Origin of the sequence: Streptomyces sp. NPDC024017 (assembly GCF_040638895.1) — a bacterium.
Lineage (GTDB): Bacteria > Actinomycetota > Actinomycetes > Streptomycetales > Streptomycetaceae > Streptomyces.
In genome coordinates this window covers 99,523-116,228 of record NZ_JBEZYZ010000002.1, presented here as the reverse complement: position 1 = coordinate 116,228, position 16,706 = coordinate 99,523, and the positions used below count along the sequence as shown (strand labels likewise).

Genomic DNA, 16,706 nt, shown 5'->3' with positions numbered 1-16,706 from the left:
CTTCCCAGGTGTTCCCTGAGAGGCACCTGTGTGTTTCTCAGGGAAATCACAGGTTGTCGAAAGCGTGCTCTCAGAGGCCCTCGACATCGTGTTCACATGACCACGACCTCGCCCCAGGGGCGCACCGAACTGCTGAGGCCGGACGGGAGCCCCGTCCGAGTGCTTGTGGTGGACGACGAGCTGTCGATCACCGAGCTGCTGTCCATGGCCCTGCGCTACGAGGGATGCCAGATCCGGAGTGCCGGTGACGGCACGGGCGCGATCCAGACCGCCCGCGACTTCCGGCCCGACGCGGTGGTCCTCGACATGATGCTGCCCGACATGGACGGCCTGGCCGTCCTCGGGCGGCTGCGCCGGGAACTGCCGGACGTGCCCGTGCTGTTCCTGACCGCCAAGGACGCCGTCGAGGACCGGATCGCCGGGCTGACGGCGGGCGGTGACGACTACGTCACCAAGCCGTTCAGCCTGGAGGAGGTCGTCGCGCGGCTGCGCGGGCTGATACGCCGGTCCGGTGCGGCCGACCGGCGCTCGGACTCCATGCTGGTCGTCGGCGACCTCACCCTCGACGAGGACAGTCACGAGGTGACCCGGGCCGGGGACAACATCCACCTGACCGCGACCGAGTTCGAGCTGCTGCGGTTCCTGATGCGCAACCCGCGGCGCGTGCTCAGCAAGGCGCAGATCCTCGACCGGGTGTGGTCGTACGACTTCGGCGGCCAGGCCAACGTCGTCGAGCTCTACATCTCCTACCTGCGGCGGAAGATCGACGCCGGACGCGAGCCGATGATCCACACGCGGCGCGGTGCCGGGTATCTGATCAAGCCCGCGGCCTCATGAGCGGACGACGACGGCCGCGTACGCAGCAGCGGGCAGGCGGGCAGCGAGCAGGCAAGCCACGCACACTGCGGACGCGGCTCGTCGTCGCGTCCGTGGTGCTGATCGCCGTGGTGTGTGCGGTGATCGGGACCGTGACGACCCTCGCCCTGCGGTCGCATCTGTACGAGCAGTTGAACGGTCAGGTCGAGGACATCGGCAAGCGCCTGTCGGGCCCCATGAAACCCGGGGGCGGAGACGACTCCGAGACGACGGCGGACCGGATCACGGGCTTCCTCGAGGGACCGGCACAGCCGAAGACCATCGCCGCCGAGGTCGGCGCCGACGGCACGCTCACCCGGGCTGCCCTCGCCGAGAAGGCCTCCGACGACAACGGCCCCTTCCAGCGAAATCCGGTCGCCGACCTCACGGACGAGCAGAAGGCCGCCCTCGCCGAGGTGCCGACCACGGGTATGCACACCGTCGACATCCCCGGCCTCGGCGAATACCGCGTGCAGTACGTCCACGGGGCCGACGGAGGCACCTACTACGTCGCCCTGCCCACCGAGTCGGTCAATGCCACCATCAGCACCCTCATCCTCGTCGAGGTGAGCGTCACCGGCGCCGGACTGGTCGCCGCCGCCATCGCCGGCTCCGTCCTCATCGGCGTGGCCACCCGCCCCCTGCGCCGCGTCGCCGCCACCGCCACCCGGGTCTCCGAACTCCCCCTGCACACCGGCGAGGTGAACCTCAGCGAGCGGGTCCCCGACTCCGAGACCGACCCGCACACCGAGGTCGGACAGGTCGGCGCCGCGCTCAACCGGATGCTGGACCACGTCCACGGGGCGCTGCACGCCCGGCAGCAGAGCGAGACGCGCGTCAGGCAGTTCGTCGCCGACGCCAGTCACGAGCTGCGCACCCCCCTCGCCTCCATCCGCGGGTACGCCGAGCTGACCAGACGCGGGCGGGAGGACGTCGGGCCCGACACCCGGCACGCGCTCGGGCGGATCGAGTCCGAGGCCGGCCGGATGACCCTCCTCGTCGAGGATCTGCTGCTGCTCGCCCGGCTCGACGCGGGCCGGCCCCTCCAGTTCGAGCAGACCGACCTCGTCCCGCTCGTCGTGGACACCATCAGCGACGCCCGCGCGGCCGGCCAGGACCACAACTGGCGCCTCGACCTGCCCGACGAGCCCGCGCTCGTGTCGGCGGACGCGGCCCGGCTGCAACAGGTCCTGGTCAACCTGCTCGGCAACGCGCGCACCCACACGCCACCCGGTACGACCGTCACCGCCCGCGTCCAGCGGCGCGGCACCTGGCTGTGCGTGGACGTCGAGGACAACGGCCAGGGCATTCCGCCCGAGTTGCTCCCGCACGTCTTCGAACGGTTCGCGCGCGGCGACTCCGCGCGGTCCCGCTCCACCGGCTCGACCGGTCTCGGCCTCGCCATCGTGCAGGCCGTGGCGACCGCGCACGGCGGCGCCGTGACGGTCGACAGCGTGCCCGGGCGGACCGTGTTCACCGTGCACCTGCCCGCGCTCCCGGCGCAGCCGCAGCCGGACATGAGCCGGCAGCAGCACTCACAGGCACGCCACAGCGTCACCACATGGGCACAACAGGGCGCCTGACGAAAGTCGGTTCCATGCGAACCGATTCTTCTCCCGGCACCCTGCCGGCGCGGGAGCACCTCCCGGCCGCACCAGCCGGTACGCCTGTCCTGGACGTAGTGATCCCCGTCTACAACGAGGAGAAGGACCTCCAGCCGTGCGTCCGCAGACTGCACGAACACCTCGACCGGACGTTTCCGTACGCGTTCCGCATCACGATCGCGGACAACGCCTCCACGGACACCACCCCGCAGGTGGCCGGGCGGCTGGCGGCGGAGATCCCCGAGGTCACCACCTTCCGCCTGGAGCAGAAGGGCCGCGGCCGGGCCCTGCGGGCCGTCTGGTCGGCCTCGGACGCCCCGGTCCTCGCCTACATGGACGTGGACCTGTCCACCGATCTCAACGCCCTGCTCCCGCTGGTGGCACCGCTGATCTCCGGCCACTCGGACCTCGCGATCGGCTCCCGGCTCGCCCGCAGTTCCCGTGTGGTGCGCGGTCCCAAGCGGGAGTTCATCAGCCGGGCCTACAACCTCATCCTGCGCGGCTCGCTCCAGGCGCGGTTCTCGGACGCCCAGTGCGGCTTCAAGGCCATCCGCCGGGACGTGGCGCAGGTGCTGCTGCCGCTCGTCGAGGACACCGGCTGGTTCTTCGACACCGAGATGCTGGTGCTCGCCGAGCGCGCGGGGCTGCGGATCCACGAGGTGCCGGTCGACTGGGTCGACGACCCCGACTCGACCGTGCACATCGTCAAGACCGCGACCGACGACCTCAAGGGCGTGTGGCGGGTCGGCAGGGCCCTGGCCACCGGCTCGCTGCCGCTGGACCGGCTCGCCCGGCCGTTCGGCGACGACCCGCGCGACCGTGACATCGAGGAGGTGCCGACGGGACTCGCCCGCCAGCTCGTCGGATTCTGCGTCGTCGGCGCCCTGTCCACCCTCTTCTACCTGCTGCTCTACAGCGGCTTCCGGGTCTTCACCGGCTCGCAGGTCGCCAACGCCCTCGCCCTGCTGGCCTCGGCGGTCGCCAACACCGCGGCCAACCGGCGGCTCACCTTCGGGGTGCGCGGGCGCGGCGGAGCGGTACGGCACCAGGCGCAGGGCCTGGTCGTCTTCGGCATCGGACTCGCCCTGACCAGCGGCTCGCTCGCGGCACTGAACGCGGCGACCTCCGAGCCCGCGCACTCCACCGAACTGGCCGTCCTCATCGCGGCCAACCTCGCGGCGACCGTGCTGCGCTTCCTGCTCTTCAGGGCGTGGGTGTTCCCGGACCGGCACGAGGACGACGCGCCGGTACCCGCCCCGTCCCACCCCACCCAGTTCCGCGCCGGTGAAGCCGCGGACGGCACCTGGCCGGACGTCACCCTGCAGCTGTTGCCGGTGCGCCCGCACGACACCGATTCGAGGGACTTCCGATGACCGTCCACTTCGACCAGCCGACCACCGGCCGGGACACGAGTCCCGACAGCTGGACCCGGCCTCCGACCCCCGCACCGGCCCCTGCCCCCGGCGCCCCCAAGATGCCTTTCGTGCAGCGGCTTCGGCAGGGCCGGCCCGAGGACCCCCGCTGGGCCCGCCCGGCCTTCCTCGCCCTGCTGCTGGCGACGGCGGTGCTCTACCTCTACAACCTGAGCGCCTCCGGCTACGCCAACTCCTTTTACTCGGCGGCCGTACAGGCCGGCAGCCAGTCCTGGAAGGCGTTCTTCTTCGGCTCGCTCGACGCGGCGAACGCCATCACCGTCGACAAGCCCCCGGCCGCCCTGTGGCCGATGGCCCTCTCCGTGCGGCTCTTCGGCCTGAGCTCCTGGGCGATCCTCGCCCCCGAGGTCCTCATGGGCGTCGGCACGGTGGGAATCGTGTACGCGGCCGTGCGCCGCCGGTTCAGCCCCGCGGCCGGACTGATCGCGGGCGCCGTGCTCGCGCTGACCCCCGTCGCGGCCCTGATGTTCCGCTTCAACAACCCCGACGCGATGCTGGCGCTGCTGATGGCGGCGGCCTGCTACCTCGTCATCCGCGCCCTGGAGGACGGCCGCACGAAGTGGCTGCTGTGGGCCGGTGCCGCGATCGGCTTCGCCTTCCTCGCCAAGACGCTCCAGGCCTTCCTGATCCTGCCGCCGCTCGCCCTGGTCTACGGCGTCTGCGCGCCGGTGACGGTGCGGAAGCGGATCGGGCAGCTCGCCGCGGGCCTGGCCGCGATCGTCGTCTCCGGCGGGTGGTGGGTCGCGATCGTCGAGCTGTGGCCCGCGTCCTCCCGCCCGTACATCGGCGGCTCGCAGAACAACAGCTTCCTGGAACTGACCTTCGGCTACAACGGCCTGGGCCGGCTCAACGGCGACGAGACCGGCAGCGTCGGCGGCGGGGGCGGCAACGGCGGTGGAGCCTGGGGCGAGACCGGCTGGGACCGGCTGTTCAGCTCCTCCATCGGCGGCCAGACCTCCTGGCTGATCCCGGCCGCGCTGATCCTGCTCGTCGCGGGGCTGGTGGCCACGCGCAAGGCGAAGCGCACGTCGGTGACCCGCGGTTCGTTCCTCGTCTGGGGCGGCGCGCTGCTCACGACCATGCTGGTCTTCAGCTACATGCAGGGCATCTTCCACGAGTACTACACGGTGGCCCTCGCCCCCTACATCGCCCCGCTGGTCGGCATGGGCGCGGCGCTGCTCTGGGAGAAGCGCGACAAGGCGTGGGCGTCGCTGACCCTGGCCGCCGCGACGACGGCGACCGCGGCCTGGGGGTACGTCCTGCTCAACCGCTCCTCCGACTACCTGCCCTGGCTCAAGTGGCTCGTCCTCGTCGGCGGTCTGACGGCGTCCCTCGGCCTGATCTTCGCCGGCCGGCTGGGACGCCGACTGGCCCTGGGAGCGGCCGGGCTGGGTCTCGTGGCCGCACTGGCGGGTCCGGCGGCGTACACCCTCACCACCGTGAACGAGGGGCACACCGGCTCGATCGTCACGGCGGGTCCGTCGGTCGCGGGCGGTCGCGGCGGTCCGGGCGGCGGCGGTGGTCCCGGCGGCGGCTTCCCGGGCGGTGGCCCGAACCAGCAGAACGGCAACGGCAACGCCCAGGGACAGCAGGGCAACGGCTTCCCCGGCGGTGGCTTCCCGGGGGGCGGCCAGAACCAGCAGGGCCAGGGCCAGAACCAGCAGAACGGCGACGGCGGCCGTATGGGCGGCATGGGCGGCGGTGGCGGTGTCGGCGGCCTGCTCAACGGCGCCAGCGTCAGCTCCGAGGCCCAGAAGCTGCTGGAGACCGACGCCGACCAGTACACCTGGGCCGCGGCGGCCATCGGCGCCCAGAACGCGGCGAGTTACCAGCTGTCGACCGGCGACCCGGTGATGGCCATCGGCGGCTTCAACGGAACCGACCCGTCCCCGACACTGGCTCAGTTCAAGAAGTACGTGGCGGACAAAAAGATCCACTACTTCATCGCCTCGGGCAGCATGGGCGGCGGCATGGGCGGCAGCAGCGACGGAACGTCCTCCCAGATCACCTCCTGGGTCGAGGCCAACTTCAAGAAGGTCACGGTCGGTTCGACCACCTTCTACGACCTCACCCAGAAGGCGAGCAGCTGACACGTCCCCGGGCGGGTGAAGGGCGGTGGCCGGAAGCCACCGCCCTTCGCCGTGTCCGCCGAAACTTTGTTGTACGCCGTATGGGAGCTGTTCTACGGTGTACAGCATGACGACGTCCCCCCAGGAAAAGGCCCCGCCGCAGACGGCGCACGCAGGCCACCCCCAGCGCTGGCTGATCCTCGGTGTCATCTGCCTCGCGCAGCTCACCGTGCTGCTCGACAACACGATCCTGAACGTGGCGATCCCCTCGCTCACCCGTGAGATGCACGCGACGACCGCCGACGTCCAGTGGATGATGAACGCGTATGCGCTGGTCCAGTCCGGCCTGCTGCTCACCGCGGGCAACGCCGCCGACCGCTACGGCCGCAAGCTGCTGCTGATGGCGGGCCTGGCGATCTTCGGCGTGGGCTCGCTGGCGGCCGGCTTCTCCCAGAGCCCGGGCCAGCTGATCGCGGCCCGCGCGGGTATGGGCGTCGGCGGCGCACTGCTGATGACCACGATCCTCGCCGTCGTCGTGCAGATCTTCGACGACCAGGAGCGGGTGAAGGCCATCGCGCTGTGGTCGACGGTCAGTTCGCTCGGCTTCGCGGCCGGGCCGCTGATCGGCGGGGTGATGCTGAACCACTTCTGGTGGGGCGCGATCTTCCTGATCAACATCCCGGTCGCGGTGCTCGGCCTGGTCGCGGTGGCCGCGCTGGTGCCGGAGTCCAAGCACAAGTCCGGTGACCGGCCCGACCTGCTCGGCGCGGTGCTGTCGACCATCGGCATGACGGCCGTGGTGTACGCGATCATCACCGGGCCCGAGCACGGTTGGACCTCCTCCCAGGTCCTGGTCTCCGCGCTGATCGGCGTGGTGGTCCTGGGCCTCTTCGTGACGTGGGAGCTGCGCACCGAGCACCCGATGCTGGACATGCACTTCTTCCGCAACCAGAAGTTCGTGGGCGCGGTCGCGGGCGCGATCCTCGTGGCGTTCGGCATGACCGGGTCGCTGTTCCTGCTCACCCAGCATCTGCAGTTCGTCCTCGGCTACGAGCCGCTGGACGCCGGGCTGCGGACGGCGCCGCTGGCGTTGACCGTCGTCGTGCTCAACTTCACGGGGGTCGGGGCGAAGCTGGTGCTGAAGGTGGGGACGCCGGGGGCGATCGCGCTCGGCATGACCCTGGTGTCCGCCGGACTGGCGGCGATCGCGCTGCTCGGGGGCCACGGGTACGGGGGCATGCTGTTCGGGCTGATCGTCATGGGGGCGGGCGTGGCGCTGTCCATGCCGGCGATGGCCAACGCGATCATGAGCGCGATCCCGCCGGAGAAGGCGGGGGTCGGAGCGGGGATCAACGGCACGCTCGCGGAGTTCGGCAACGGGCTGGGGGTCGCGGTCCTCGGTGCCGTGCTCAACTCGCGGTTCGCGTCGCTGGTCGCCGTGTCCGCGGCGTCGCTCCCGGCTGCGCTGGCGGCGGCGGACTCCGCCGAGGAGAAGGCGCGGATCTCCGACGCGTTCGCCTCCGGGCTGGAGACCAGTCAGCTGGTCGGGGCGGTCGCCGTGCTGGCCGGCGGACTGGTCGCGGCCGCGTTGCTTCGGCGGGCCGAGCGGGCAGAGTCCGCCTAGGCCGTGTCCGCAAGGCCCCGTCGTCCCCGCGGAGGGCGGGCCCCGCGGCACAGCCCGCGCTCCCTGCGAGGAAGCGCGTCTAGCATGAGCGGCATTGAAAGATCGAGGAAGGTGCGCCATGGCGAAAGCCACCCGGCAGGATCAGCCGCGGTCCAGCGTCTGGCTGGAGAGCACAGCGCACCGGCGGCGCGGTGGAGGCCAGCCCTCGGGGCTGGACCGGGCGCGCATCATCGAGGTCACCGTGCGGCTGCTGGACGCCGAAGGGCTGGCCAAGTTCTCCATGCGGCGGCTCGCCGGCGAGCTGAACGTCACCGCGATGTCCGTCTACTGGTACGTCGACACCAAGGACGACCTGCTGGAACTCGCCCTGGACAAGGTCATGGGCGAGATGCGGCTGCCCGATCCGGACGCCGGTGAGGACTGGCGGGACCAGGCGCGGGCGCTCGCCCGGGAGTACCGGACGCTGCTGGTGCGCCACCCCTGGGTGTCCGCGCTGGTCGGGGTCTTCCTCAACATCGGCCCCAACAACCTGGCGTTCTCACGGGTCGTCCAGCGCGTCGTCCGCAGGACCGGGCTGCCCGCGAAACGCCTGACGAGCGCGATCTCGGCCGTGTTCCAGTTCGTCTACGGCTACGGAACTCTGGAAGGTCACCTCGCCTCCCGGGCCGCGGCCGGCGGGATGAGCGTGGACGAGTACTTCCAGCAGTCCCTGAGCGCCGTGACCGCCGCCCCGCAGGCCGCCGAGGTCATCCAGGAGTCCCAGGAGATCATGGCGGCGCGCGGCGGCGACACGGTCGCCGAGATGCTGGAGCGCGACTTCGAGTTCGCGCTGGAACTGCTGATCGCGGGCATCGACGCGATGGTCGCCCGCGAGCGAGAAGCCCCCGGGGAGGGCTGACCCCCGGGGAGGGCTGCCCCCCGGGGAGGGCTGACCTACTCGCCCTCCACCAGTCGCGCGGGGAAGCCACCGGTCGCCACCGGCCCCCACCGCTCCGGCGTGATCCGGATGATCGACTTGCCCTGCTTGAGCATGGCCGCGCGGTACTCGTCCCAGTCGGGGTGCTCCCCGGCGATGTTCCGGTAGTACTCCACGAGCGGTTCGACGGAGTCGGGGGTGTCGATGATCTCGGCCGTGCCGTCGATCTGGACCCAGGGGCCGTCCCAGTCGTCGCTGAGCACGAGCAGGCTCACGCGCGGGTCCCGCTTGGCGTTGCGGGTCTTGGCGCGCTCCGGGTAGGTGGAGACCACGATCCGGCCGGAGTCGTCGACACCGCAGGTCAGCGGGGATCCCTGGGGGCCGCCGTCGGTCCGCCGGGTCAGCAGGATCGCGTGGTGCCGGGGGCGTACGAAGTCGAGCAACTCGTCCAGGGAGACACGGGTGTTCGTCGCGATGTTCGGTGCCATGTCCGGCAGCCTACGACGCCAGGGCCTCGGCGAGGTTGTCGTACACGGGGACGTCCCGGCGCAGGCGGGTCAGTTCCAGGACCCGGCTCGTGACCCCCTCCGGCCGGGCCACCACATGCACCCGGGCCCCGGGGGGCAGCCGGTGCCGTACGTCGTTGATGAGGCGGATGCCCTGGGAGTCCATGAAGGAGGTCGCGGTCAGGTCCAGGACGAGGACCTCCAGCCGGTCGCCACGGGCCTGAGCAGCGGACATGACGAGCGGCAGCAGCTCCGCCGCGTTGCAGAAGTCGATCTCGGCGGGCAGGGTGAGGTGGACGCGGCCGGGGAGGTCGCGCGGTTCTGTGGGATTCGTGAAGAAGGTCACGGCACTCACCTGGCAGACGTTCGTCCGGATTCCGGTAAGGCCGCTTCCTGACCCGTGGCGCCATTCCATCATGCGGGTGGCGGGTGGCGGAAGCGCCTGCGGCGGCGTCGACCGGACGTCACTTGGAGGCAACCGAACAGTTAGAGTGCTGTCCGTCCTGTGCTCGCAGTCGGGAATGTGCTGCGGAGCTCTCCTGCGCACGGCCATGGCCGTGCATGCCGAAGAGGTTCGTGGTGGCTGCGTCCGAGTTTCCTGATTTGCCCCGTTTTCCGGTTGGCGTCGAGCTGGCCGAGGCCCTCACGGTGGCTTCTCAGCAACTGCACGAGACCCTCACGCCCCACAGCACACTGCGTACGGCGGTCCGGCTGGCCGTGCACCTCATGCCGGGGGCCGAGCACGCCGGCATCTCCGTGATCGAGCGCGGCAATAGGCTCCGCACGCTCGCCTGGACCGACGAGATCGTGCGCTCCGCCGAGGGCCGGCACACCGGCCGCGAACAGCACGGGCTCTGGGACGAGTTGTGGAACAGCCCGGTGGCACGGATAGCGGACAGTGAGGCGGACGACGGCTGGGACGTGCTGGCGGCCCTGGGACTGCGCTCGGCGCTGTCGCTGCGGCTGCGTGCCGACCGCCGTCGGCTGACCGTGCTCACGGCCTACGCGCGCAAACCGGGCGTCTTCGACGAGGAGGCCACGCGCATCGGCCGGCTGTTCACCGCGCACGTCAGCATCGCCCTGGACTCCGCGACCGTGCGCGAGCAGCTGACCGAGGCCATGCACACCCGGGACCTGATCGGCCAGGCCACCGGCATCCTCATGGAGCGTCAGAGCATCGACGCGGCCGCGGCCTTCGAGAGCCTGGTGCGGGCCTCCCAGCGGGAGAACGTGAAACTGCGCGACCTCGCCCGCCGGATCGTGGAAGCGCACGACACCCCCTGAAGTGAGGTGAACTACGTCAGGGGCGTGTTCGGGTGGTGACGGGATACCCGTACGGTCATGAGCTCCGAGACGTCCGACACGCTGGACCAGGCGATGGTGCGCAGCAGCGGTCTCGACACCCTGCTGCGCGATCTGACCGACCGCGCGGTGCAGGAGGTGCCCGGCGCCGACGCGTGCAGCATCACCGTGCGCCGCGCGGGCCGGCTGCTCACCCTGGCCGGCAGTGACGGCCTGCCCAGCGGCCTGGACCTGCGCCAGTACGAGAACGGCTCGGGGCCCTGCGTCGACGCGGCCGAGACCGGCGAGGAGCAGTACGCCCCGGACCTGGCCGAGGAGTCCCGCTGGCCGTCGTACACGGAGTACGCGCTCTCCGCGGGCGTCCACTGTGTGCTGGCCGTGCCGGTCGCCGTCGAGGGCGAGAGCGGCGCCGCGCTCAACTTCTACGGAGTGCGGGCCGGGGCGCTGGGCCCGGGCCGGGACGCGGCCCGGGCCTTCGCGGCCCGCTCGGGGGACGCGATCGACGTGGCCCTGCAAATCGAGCGCCGGCGCCAGTCGGCGGCCGATGTGCGCACCGCGCTGCTCTCCCGCAGCGTCATCGACCAGGCGGTCGGCATCCTGATGGCCCGGGAGCGGATCGACGCGCGGATCGCGCTGGAGCGCCTGCGCCGGGTCTCGCAGGACCGCAACGTCAAGCTCCGGGACCTGTGCGGCCAGTTGGTGGCGAGAGTGTCCGCCCCGGACTCACGCCGCGGGAAGTGACTCGCCCTGCACGGCCTGGATGTCCAGCTCCACCTTCAGCGTCGTGCCGATGGCGGCGATGCCCGCCTGGAGGACCTGGTTGTAGTTCATCGCGAAGTCCTCGCGGTGCAGTTCGGTCGTCGCGCGGAACGCCGCCCGGGTGCCGCCCCACGGGTCCGGACCCGTGCCGAGGTAGGCCAGGTCCAGGTCCACGGGCCGTACGACCCCGTGCATGCCCAGCTCGCCGTGGACGGTCCACCGGTCCGACCCGGTCGCCGTCAGCCCTGTCGACCGGAAGGTGATCTCCGGGAACCGCTCGACGTCCAGGAAGTCCGGCGACTTCAGGTGTCCGTCGCGCATGCCGTTGCCGGTGTCGACGGACGCGGCCCGGATGACCGCCTCCACGCGCGACTTGGTGACGTCGTCCGGGGCGATCTCGATCGAGCCGGAGAACTCCGTGAACCGGCCGTGCACGCTGGAGATGCCCAGGTGCTGGGCCACGGCGGCCACACTGGAGTGCACCGGGTCCACGGTCCACGGGCCCGGCGGCGGAAGCTCGGTGCCGCCCTGCCGCGCCAGCGTCACCGAGCCGACCTCGGCCCGCCCGCTCGCCGTGACGATCACGCTGGAGGCCGCGGGCGCGTACCCGACGGCCGTGACGATGACGGTGTACGCCCCCGGCTCCATCGGCGTCGCGTCCCGCACGGCGCCCTCCGCGTCGGCCTCGGCCCGCAGCACCTGCGCACCGGTCATGTCCGCCACCGTGACGACCGCGTGCGACACGGCCCATCCGTCCCGGGTGCGGATCCTCGCGGTCAGTCCCATCTCAACTGCTCCTCAGAAAGAAACCGGCCCGCGACAGGGGGCGCACCTCCGCTCAGAGCGCGCCCACCTGTCACGGGCCGGGGTCGTGGCTACTCGCCGGGGTGGGCGAGTTCGATGTCGTGGGCGTCGGTGCCGGCGCCCGTGACCGTCAGGGCGGTGGCCACCGGCGGGTAGCCCGTGGCGATGACGGTGTACTCGCCGCCGTCCAGGTCGGTGAAGGCGTACGCCCCGTCCGTCCCGGTCGTGGCCGAGCCGACGACGTTGCCCGCCTGGTCGACCAGCGTCACCCGGGCGTCGGCCAGCGGGCCGTGCGGGGCGCGGACGACACCCTGGACGCGGGCGCCCGAGTCCAGGTCGATCTCGACCCGGGTGACCCCGGTGCCGCCCACCTCGACGGGCAGGGCACGCGGCCGGTACCCGGCGGCGTTCACCGCGACGGTCACCGCCCCCGGCACCAGCTCGGCGAAGGAGAACTCGCCCTGCTCGCCCGTGGTCCCGTTGGCCAGCAGGTCCCCGCGCACATCCGTCACGATGACCATGGCGTCCTTGACCGGCTGCCCGCTCTCGGCGGCCCGCACCAGGCCGGTCAGCCCGCTTGTGCCGCTGAGCAGGATGTCGTAGGCGACCGGCTCGCCGTTCACCACGACCGTGGACGCCTGCGGCTGGAAGCCGTCGGCGGAGGCGATCAGGACGTACGAACCGGAGCCCGGGGCGTCCACCGCGTACGAGCCGTCGGCCTGCGCCACGGACCGGCCCAGCTGGCGTCCGGCGAGCGAGATCAGCGTGACGGCGGCCTGCGGCACGGGCGCGGACTCGTTCCCGCGGACGAAACCACGGACCGGAACGCCGCCCCCGCCGGAGGCGGGCTCCTCGGCCCGGCCCGCGGTGGCCACGGCGGTGAGCCGCTGTGTGCCCTCGGGCCCGGTCCCGTCGGCGGCACCGGTCTCGGCCACGGCCCAGCTCGGCACGGTCTTCTCCTCGGCGGGAGTCTCGGCAGCCGCCTCGGCGGGAGCCTCCGTGCGGGCGTCGGTACCGGCGGCGGCCTGCGCCAGTCCACCCTTCGTCTTCAAGGGGACCTCCTTGATGAACAGCGACACCAGCAGCGCGAGCAGCGCCAGCGGAGCCGAGTAGAGGAACACGTCCGCGACACCGTGGCCGTAGGCGCTCTCCACGACGGTGCGGATCGGCGCGGGCATCGCGTCGAGGTCGGGGATGCCGCCGCCGCCCGTGCCGGCGTGGCCGAGGGCCGCGCCCTTCGCGCCGAGGTCGGCGAGGCCGTCCTTCACATAGTCGGTGATCTTGTTGCCCAGGACCGCGCCGAGCGCCGAGACGCCCACCGCACCGCCGAGGGACCGGAAGAAGGTCACCGTGGAGCTCGCGGCGCCGAGATCACCCGGCTCCACCTGGTTCTGCGTGCACAGCACCAGGTTCTGCATCATCATGCCGATGCCGAGACCCAGCAGCGCCATGAAGATCGCTATGTGCCAGTACTCGGTGTCGTACCGGATCGTGCCCAGCAGCCCGAGCCCCGCGGTCACCAGCACACCGCCGCCCAGCAGCCAGCCCTTCCAGCGTCCGGTCCGGGTGATGACCTGGCCGGAGACGGTGGAGGAGATGAACAGACCCGCGATCATCGGGATCGTCATGACACCGGACATCGTCGGCGACTTGTCCCGGGCCAGCTGGAAGTACTGGCTGAAGAAGACGGTCCCGGCGAACATCGCGACACCGACGAACAGCGAGGCCAGCGACGCCAGCGTGATGGTCCGGTTGCGGAACAGCCGCAGCGGGATGATCGGCTCACTGGCCTTCGCCTCGATCAGGACGAACAGCGCCAGCAGCACGACGGAGCCGCCGACCATCGCGTACGTCTGCCACGAGATCCAGTCGTACTTGTCACCGGCGAAGGTCACCCAGACGAGCAGCAGGCAGACGGCCGCGGTGATGAAGAACGCGCCGGCCCAGTCGACCTTGACCTTCCGCTTGACCACGGGCAGGTGCAGGGTCTTCTGCAGCACGATCAGGGCGATCACGGCGAAGGGCACGCCGACGTAGAAGCACCAGCGCCAGCCGAGCCAGTCGGTGTCGGTGATGACGCCGCCGACCAGCGGGCCGCCGACCATGGCGGTGGCGAAGGTGGCGCCGAGGTAGCCGTTGTACCGGCCGCGCTCACGCGGCGAGATCATCGCCGCCATGATGATCTGGGCCAGCGCGGACAGGCCGCCCATGCCGATGCCCTGGACCGCGCGGAAGGTGATGAGCATGCCCGGGTTCTGGGACATGCCGGCCGCCGCCGAACCCAGCACGAAGATGACCAGCGCGAACTGGATCAGCAGCTTCTTGGAGAACAGGTCGGCGAGCTTGCCCCACAGCGGGGTGGACGCGGTCATCGTCAGCAGGGACGCGGTCACGACCCAGGTGTAGGCGCTCTGGCCGCCACCGAGGTCGCTGATGATCCGGGGCAGGGCGTTGGAGACGATCGTCGACGACAGGATCGCGACGAACATGCCGAGCAGAAGGCCGGTGAGGGCCTCCATGATCTGCCGGTGCGTCATCGGAGCGCCGTCGCCGGAGGAGCTGTGGGAGCCTCCCCCGTGCTTGGCATGAGCCCGCACACCGGCTGGTGTGGTCGTTGCCATGGGCTTCCTTTTCTTACGTGCTTGCGGGTGTACGGGTGGTCTGGTCGAGGGCGGCCGGTGCGGCCCGGCCCCCGGGCCGGCAGTCGAAGCTCTCCCTCAGCCGCGCCATGAGGTCCGTGAGCTGGCCGACCTCCTCGTCGGTCCAGTCGCTCAGGCGCTCGGCGAGGACCTCCGTGGTCCGCCGGGACAGCTCGTCGAGCTGTGCGTGGCCCGCGGGTGTGAGGCGCAGGATGCGTGAGCGTTTGTCCGCCGGGTCGGGGGAGCGTGCGATCCAGCCCCGGTCCACGACGTGCGCGACATGGCGGCTGGTGACCGACATGTCCACCGCCAGCAGCTCGGCGAGCTTGCTCATGCGCATGTCGCCGTGGCGGCCCAGCAGGGTCAGAACGGCCGCCGACCCGCCGGGGCACTCGGCGGGCATGATCCGGCCGAGCTCCCGCTTCACGGCGCCGAAGGCGCTGAACTGGCGGACCAGCTCTTCGTACTGCGCCTTTTCGGCCATGACACCTCCTGCTTTCGTTGCTTAGGGCAACCATAGGAGCTGTTGGTTGCTGCAGGCAAATAAAAGAGGCGGGTGCGGCATAAAAACTTGGCAAAGGCAAGTATTGCGGGAGTAAATGTGCTGGTGGCGAGCCTGGCGGTACGGGTCAGTCGGGACCAAACGGAACCCCAACCCCCACTTGGGGAGCCCCGGCGTTTTCGCTAGGGTCTCGGGCCATGGCTAACAACCAGGCCCCGCAGGGCAATCACGACCCCGCCGGCAGCACCCAGATGTTCCGCGCGTTCGTCGACGAGGCCCCGCAGGGGCGTCAGGCGGCGGCCCCGTCCAGCGGCGGGCCCCGCATCGGTCTCATCCTCGGCGTAGTCGTCGCCGTGGCGATCGTCGCGGCGGTGGCCTGGCTGGCGCTGGCCTGACTCTCACCACCCGGGCGTCGTTGCCGAGGTCGGGTGTGCCCGCAGCCAGGCGGAGACGCACCCGCACCCGCCGGACGACGCAAGGGGACGTGTCGGGGGGTGTCCGCCCGCAGCGGTTGGCGCGTCAACGCCAGTCGGTCGGTATGACACCCCATCGCGCCGTTCCGGGGACGGACACCCCCCGGCGCGGCTCCGACCCACACCCGGTGTCAGGCGCAGACGACGCGCACCCACCCGAAGCGGCCACAGGCATACGGCGCGGCCCCAACAGCCGCGCCCCAGCCTTCGGTCAGCCTTCGGCCGGCCCTCGGTCAGTCCGAGATCAGGCCCTCGCGGAGCTGCGCCAGCGTCCGGGTGAGCAGCCGGGAGACGTGCATCTGCGAGATGCCGACCTCCTCGCCGATCTGCGACTGCGTCATGTTCGCGAAGAAGCGGAGCATGATGATCCGCCGCTCCCGAGGCGGCAGCTTCGCCAGCAGCGGCTTCAGGGACTCGCGGTACTCCACACCCTCCAGCGCGGTGTCCTCGTACCCCAGCCGGTCCGCCAGCGACCCCTCGCCACCGTCGTCCTCCGGCGCCGGCGAGTCCAGCGAGGACGCCGTGTAGGCGTTCCCCACCGCCAGCCCGTCGACGACGTCCTCCTCGGACACCCCGAGCACAGCGGCCAGTTCGGTGACCGTCGGCGACCGGTCCAGCTTCTGCGAGAGCTCGTCGCTGGCCTTGGTCAGAGCGAGCCGCAGCTCCTGCAGCCGACGCGGCACCCGCACCGACCAGGACGTGTCCCGGAAGAACCGCTTGATCTCGCCCACGACGGTTGGCATCGCGAACGTGGGGAACTCGACGCCCCGTTCGCAGTCGAACCGGTCGATCGCCTTGATCAGCCCGATCGTGCCGACCTGGACGATGTCCTCCATCGGCTCGTTCCGGGACCGGAACCGCGCGGCGGCGTACCGCACCAGCGGGAGGTTGAGCTCGATGAGCGTGTCACGGACGTACGCACGCTCGGGGCTGTCCTCGTCGAGCGCGGCCAGCCGCAGGAACAGGGAGCGGGACAGGGTGCGGGTGTCGATGGCCCCCGTGGCCGGGAGAACCGGGACGGGCTCGGCCGCGATGGCCGGTACGTCATCGATGGGGCCGAGTGAGTCGAGAGCATGGGGAGCTGTGTCGCTCTCCGCGAGCGTGAGCACCTTCGAGCTGCCCTGTTCTGCGGACATGCCACCCCCTTTGGGTCGCGGGACGGTCGTGGCGAACGCCCCCGTCTGAGGAACGCAGCCTTCACCTGAATACCGGAGCCGGAG

Annotated in this window: 15 protein-coding genes; 9 read left to right on the top strand and 6 right to left on the bottom strand. The window is 71.2% G+C overall.

What is annotated here, in order from left to right:
- Nucleotides 1-96: 96 nt before the first annotated feature.
- The 6 genes from AB0G20_RS05290 (at nucleotide 97) to AB0G20_RS05265 (ending at nucleotide 8,483) form a co-directional block, all read left to right on the top strand.
- The gene (locus AB0G20_RS05290) at nucleotides 97-837 is read left to right on the top strand and encodes a response regulator transcription factor (protein ID WP_361296100.1); all 741 of its coding nucleotides are present in this window, start codon (nucleotides 97-99) and stop codon (nucleotides 835-837) included.
- The gene (locus AB0G20_RS05285) at nucleotides 834-2,438 is read left to right on the top strand and encodes a HAMP domain-containing sensor histidine kinase (RefSeq protein ID WP_361296097.1); all 1,605 of its coding nucleotides are present in this window, start codon (nucleotides 834-836) and stop codon (nucleotides 2,436-2,438) included. The genes AB0G20_RS05290 and AB0G20_RS05285 overlap by 4 nt, the downstream gene beginning before the upstream one ends.
- Before the next feature lie 14 nt (nucleotides 2,439-2,452).
- Nucleotides 2,453-3,832 (top strand): bifunctional glycosyltransferase family 2/GtrA family protein, encoded by a 1,380-nt coding sequence (locus tag AB0G20_RS05280; protein ID WP_361296094.1) that lies wholly within the window; start codon nucleotides 2,453-2,455, stop codon nucleotides 3,830-3,832.
- Nucleotides 3,829-5,982, top strand: a complete 2,154-nt coding sequence (locus tag AB0G20_RS05275; RefSeq protein WP_361296091.1) for a glycosyltransferase family 39 protein — start codon at nucleotides 3,829-3,831, stop codon at nucleotides 5,980-5,982. Before AB0G20_RS05280 ends, AB0G20_RS05275 begins: the two co-directional genes overlap by 4 nt.
- Before the next feature lie 106 nt (nucleotides 5,983-6,088).
- The gene (locus tag AB0G20_RS05270; protein WP_361296088.1) at nucleotides 6,089-7,585 is read left to right on the top strand and encodes an MFS transporter; all 1,497 of its coding nucleotides are present in this window, start codon (nucleotides 6,089-6,091) and stop codon (nucleotides 7,583-7,585) included.
- Between the two features lie 118 nt (nucleotides 7,586-7,703).
- Nucleotides 7,704-8,483, top strand: a complete 780-nt coding sequence (locus tag AB0G20_RS05265) for a TetR/AcrR family transcriptional regulator (RefSeq protein ID WP_361296085.1) — start codon at nucleotides 7,704-7,706, stop codon at nucleotides 8,481-8,483.
- 35 nt (nucleotides 8,484-8,518) lie between these two features.
- Here the strand turns inward: AB0G20_RS05265 and AB0G20_RS05260 are convergent, their stop codons facing one another.
- Nucleotides 8,519-8,989: a PPOX class F420-dependent oxidoreductase gene (locus tag AB0G20_RS05260; protein ID WP_361296082.1), complete on the bottom strand. Its 471-nt coding sequence runs from the start codon at nucleotides 8,987-8,989 to the stop codon at nucleotides 8,519-8,521.
- A 10-nt stretch (nucleotides 8,990-8,999) separates the two neighbouring features.
- Nucleotides 9,000-9,362, bottom strand: coding sequence for an STAS domain-containing protein (locus tag AB0G20_RS05255; RefSeq protein ID WP_361296079.1), 363 nt, complete (start codon nucleotides 9,360-9,362; stop codon nucleotides 9,000-9,002).
- A gap of 206 nt (nucleotides 9,363-9,568) precedes the next feature.
- On the opposite strand from AB0G20_RS05255, the gene AB0G20_RS05250 reads away from it, so the two are divergent.
- Both AB0G20_RS05250 and AB0G20_RS05245 read left to right on the top strand, forming a co-directional pair.
- The gene (locus AB0G20_RS05250) at nucleotides 9,569-10,291 is read left to right on the top strand and encodes an ANTAR domain-containing protein (protein WP_361296076.1); all 723 of its coding nucleotides are present in this window, start codon (nucleotides 9,569-9,571) and stop codon (nucleotides 10,289-10,291) included.
- Nucleotides 10,292-10,348: 57 nt separating this feature from the next.
- Nucleotides 10,349-11,050, top strand: a complete 702-nt coding sequence (locus AB0G20_RS05245; RefSeq protein WP_361296073.1) for a GAF and ANTAR domain-containing protein — start codon at nucleotides 10,349-10,351, stop codon at nucleotides 11,048-11,050.
- Here the strand turns inward: AB0G20_RS05245 and AB0G20_RS05240 are convergent.
- The 3 genes from AB0G20_RS05240 to AB0G20_RS05230 form a co-directional block, all read right to left on the bottom strand.
- Nucleotides 11,033-11,854 (bottom strand): YceI family protein, encoded by an 822-nt coding sequence (locus tag AB0G20_RS05240; protein WP_189590410.1) that lies wholly within the window; start codon nucleotides 11,852-11,854, stop codon nucleotides 11,033-11,035. The two genes, AB0G20_RS05245 and AB0G20_RS05240, sit on opposite strands and share 18 nt — an antisense overlap.
- An 89-nt stretch (nucleotides 11,855-11,943) precedes the next feature.
- Entirely contained in the window at nucleotides 11,944-14,493 is a 2,550-nt protein-coding gene (locus AB0G20_RS05235; RefSeq protein ID WP_361296070.1) for an MFS transporter, read from the bottom strand.
- Between the two features lie 13 nt (nucleotides 14,494-14,506).
- Nucleotides 14,507-14,995 (bottom strand): MarR family transcriptional regulator, encoded by a 489-nt coding sequence (locus tag AB0G20_RS05230; protein ID WP_361296067.1) that lies wholly within the window; start codon nucleotides 14,993-14,995, stop codon nucleotides 14,507-14,509.
- A 215-nt stretch (nucleotides 14,996-15,210) separates the two neighbouring features.
- Between AB0G20_RS05230 and AB0G20_RS05225 the strand changes: the two genes are divergently transcribed.
- Nucleotides 15,211-15,408 carry a hypothetical protein gene (locus AB0G20_RS05225; protein WP_248503343.1) on the top strand — a complete coding sequence of 66 codons (198 nt, stop codon included), beginning with the start codon at nucleotides 15,211-15,213 and terminating at the stop codon, nucleotides 15,406-15,408.
- A 311-nt stretch (nucleotides 15,409-15,719) separates the two neighbouring features.
- Here AB0G20_RS05225 and AB0G20_RS05220 read toward each other — a convergent pair whose 3' ends face one another.
- On the bottom strand, nucleotides 15,720-16,622 hold the full coding sequence (locus AB0G20_RS05220) for an RNA polymerase sigma factor SigF (protein WP_361296063.1): 903 nt from the start codon (nucleotides 16,620-16,622) through the stop codon (nucleotides 15,720-15,722).
- Nucleotides 16,623-16,706: the final 84 nt, after the last annotated feature.

Coding starts and splice junctions, on each gene's coding strand:
- AB0G20_RS05290 (WP_361296100.1), top strand. CDS start 97: ATGACCACGACCTCGCCCCAGGGGCGCACCGAACTGCTGAGGCCGGAC.
- AB0G20_RS05285 (WP_361296097.1), top strand. CDS start 834: ATGAGCGGACGACGACGGCCGCGTACGCAGCAGCGGGCAGGCGGGCAG.
- AB0G20_RS05280 (WP_361296094.1), top strand. CDS start 2,453: ATGCGAACCGATTCTTCTCCCGGCACCCTGCCGGCGCGGGAGCACCTC.
- AB0G20_RS05275 (WP_361296091.1), top strand. CDS start 3,829: ATGACCGTCCACTTCGACCAGCCGACCACCGGCCGGGACACGAGTCCC.
- AB0G20_RS05270 (WP_361296088.1), top strand. CDS start 6,089: ATGACGACGTCCCCCCAGGAAAAGGCCCCGCCGCAGACGGCGCACGCA.
- AB0G20_RS05265 (WP_361296085.1), top strand. CDS start 7,704: ATGGCGAAAGCCACCCGGCAGGATCAGCCGCGGTCCAGCGTCTGGCTG.
- AB0G20_RS05260 (WP_361296082.1), bottom strand. CDS start 8,989: ATGGCACCGAACATCGCGACGAACACCCGTGTCTCCCTGGACGAGTTG.
- AB0G20_RS05250 (WP_361296076.1), top strand. CDS start 9,569: ATGCCGAAGAGGTTCGTGGTGGCTGCGTCCGAGTTTCCTGATTTGCCC.
- AB0G20_RS05245 (WP_361296073.1), top strand. CDS start 10,349: ATGAGCTCCGAGACGTCCGACACGCTGGACCAGGCGATGGTGCGCAGC.
- AB0G20_RS05240 (WP_189590410.1), bottom strand. CDS start 11,854: ATGGGACTGACCGCGAGGATCCGCACCCGGGACGGATGGGCCGTGTCG.
- AB0G20_RS05235 (WP_361296070.1), bottom strand. CDS start 14,493: ATGGCAACGACCACACCAGCCGGTGTGCGGGCTCATGCCAAGCACGGG.
- AB0G20_RS05230 (WP_361296067.1), bottom strand. CDS start 14,995: ATGGCCGAAAAGGCGCAGTACGAAGAGCTGGTCCGCCAGTTCAGCGCC.
- AB0G20_RS05225 (WP_248503343.1), top strand. CDS start 15,211: ATGGCTAACAACCAGGCCCCGCAGGGCAATCACGACCCCGCCGGCAGC.
- AB0G20_RS05220 (WP_361296063.1), bottom strand. CDS start 16,622: ATGTCCGCAGAACAGGGCAGCTCGAAGGTGCTCACGCTCGCGGAGAGC.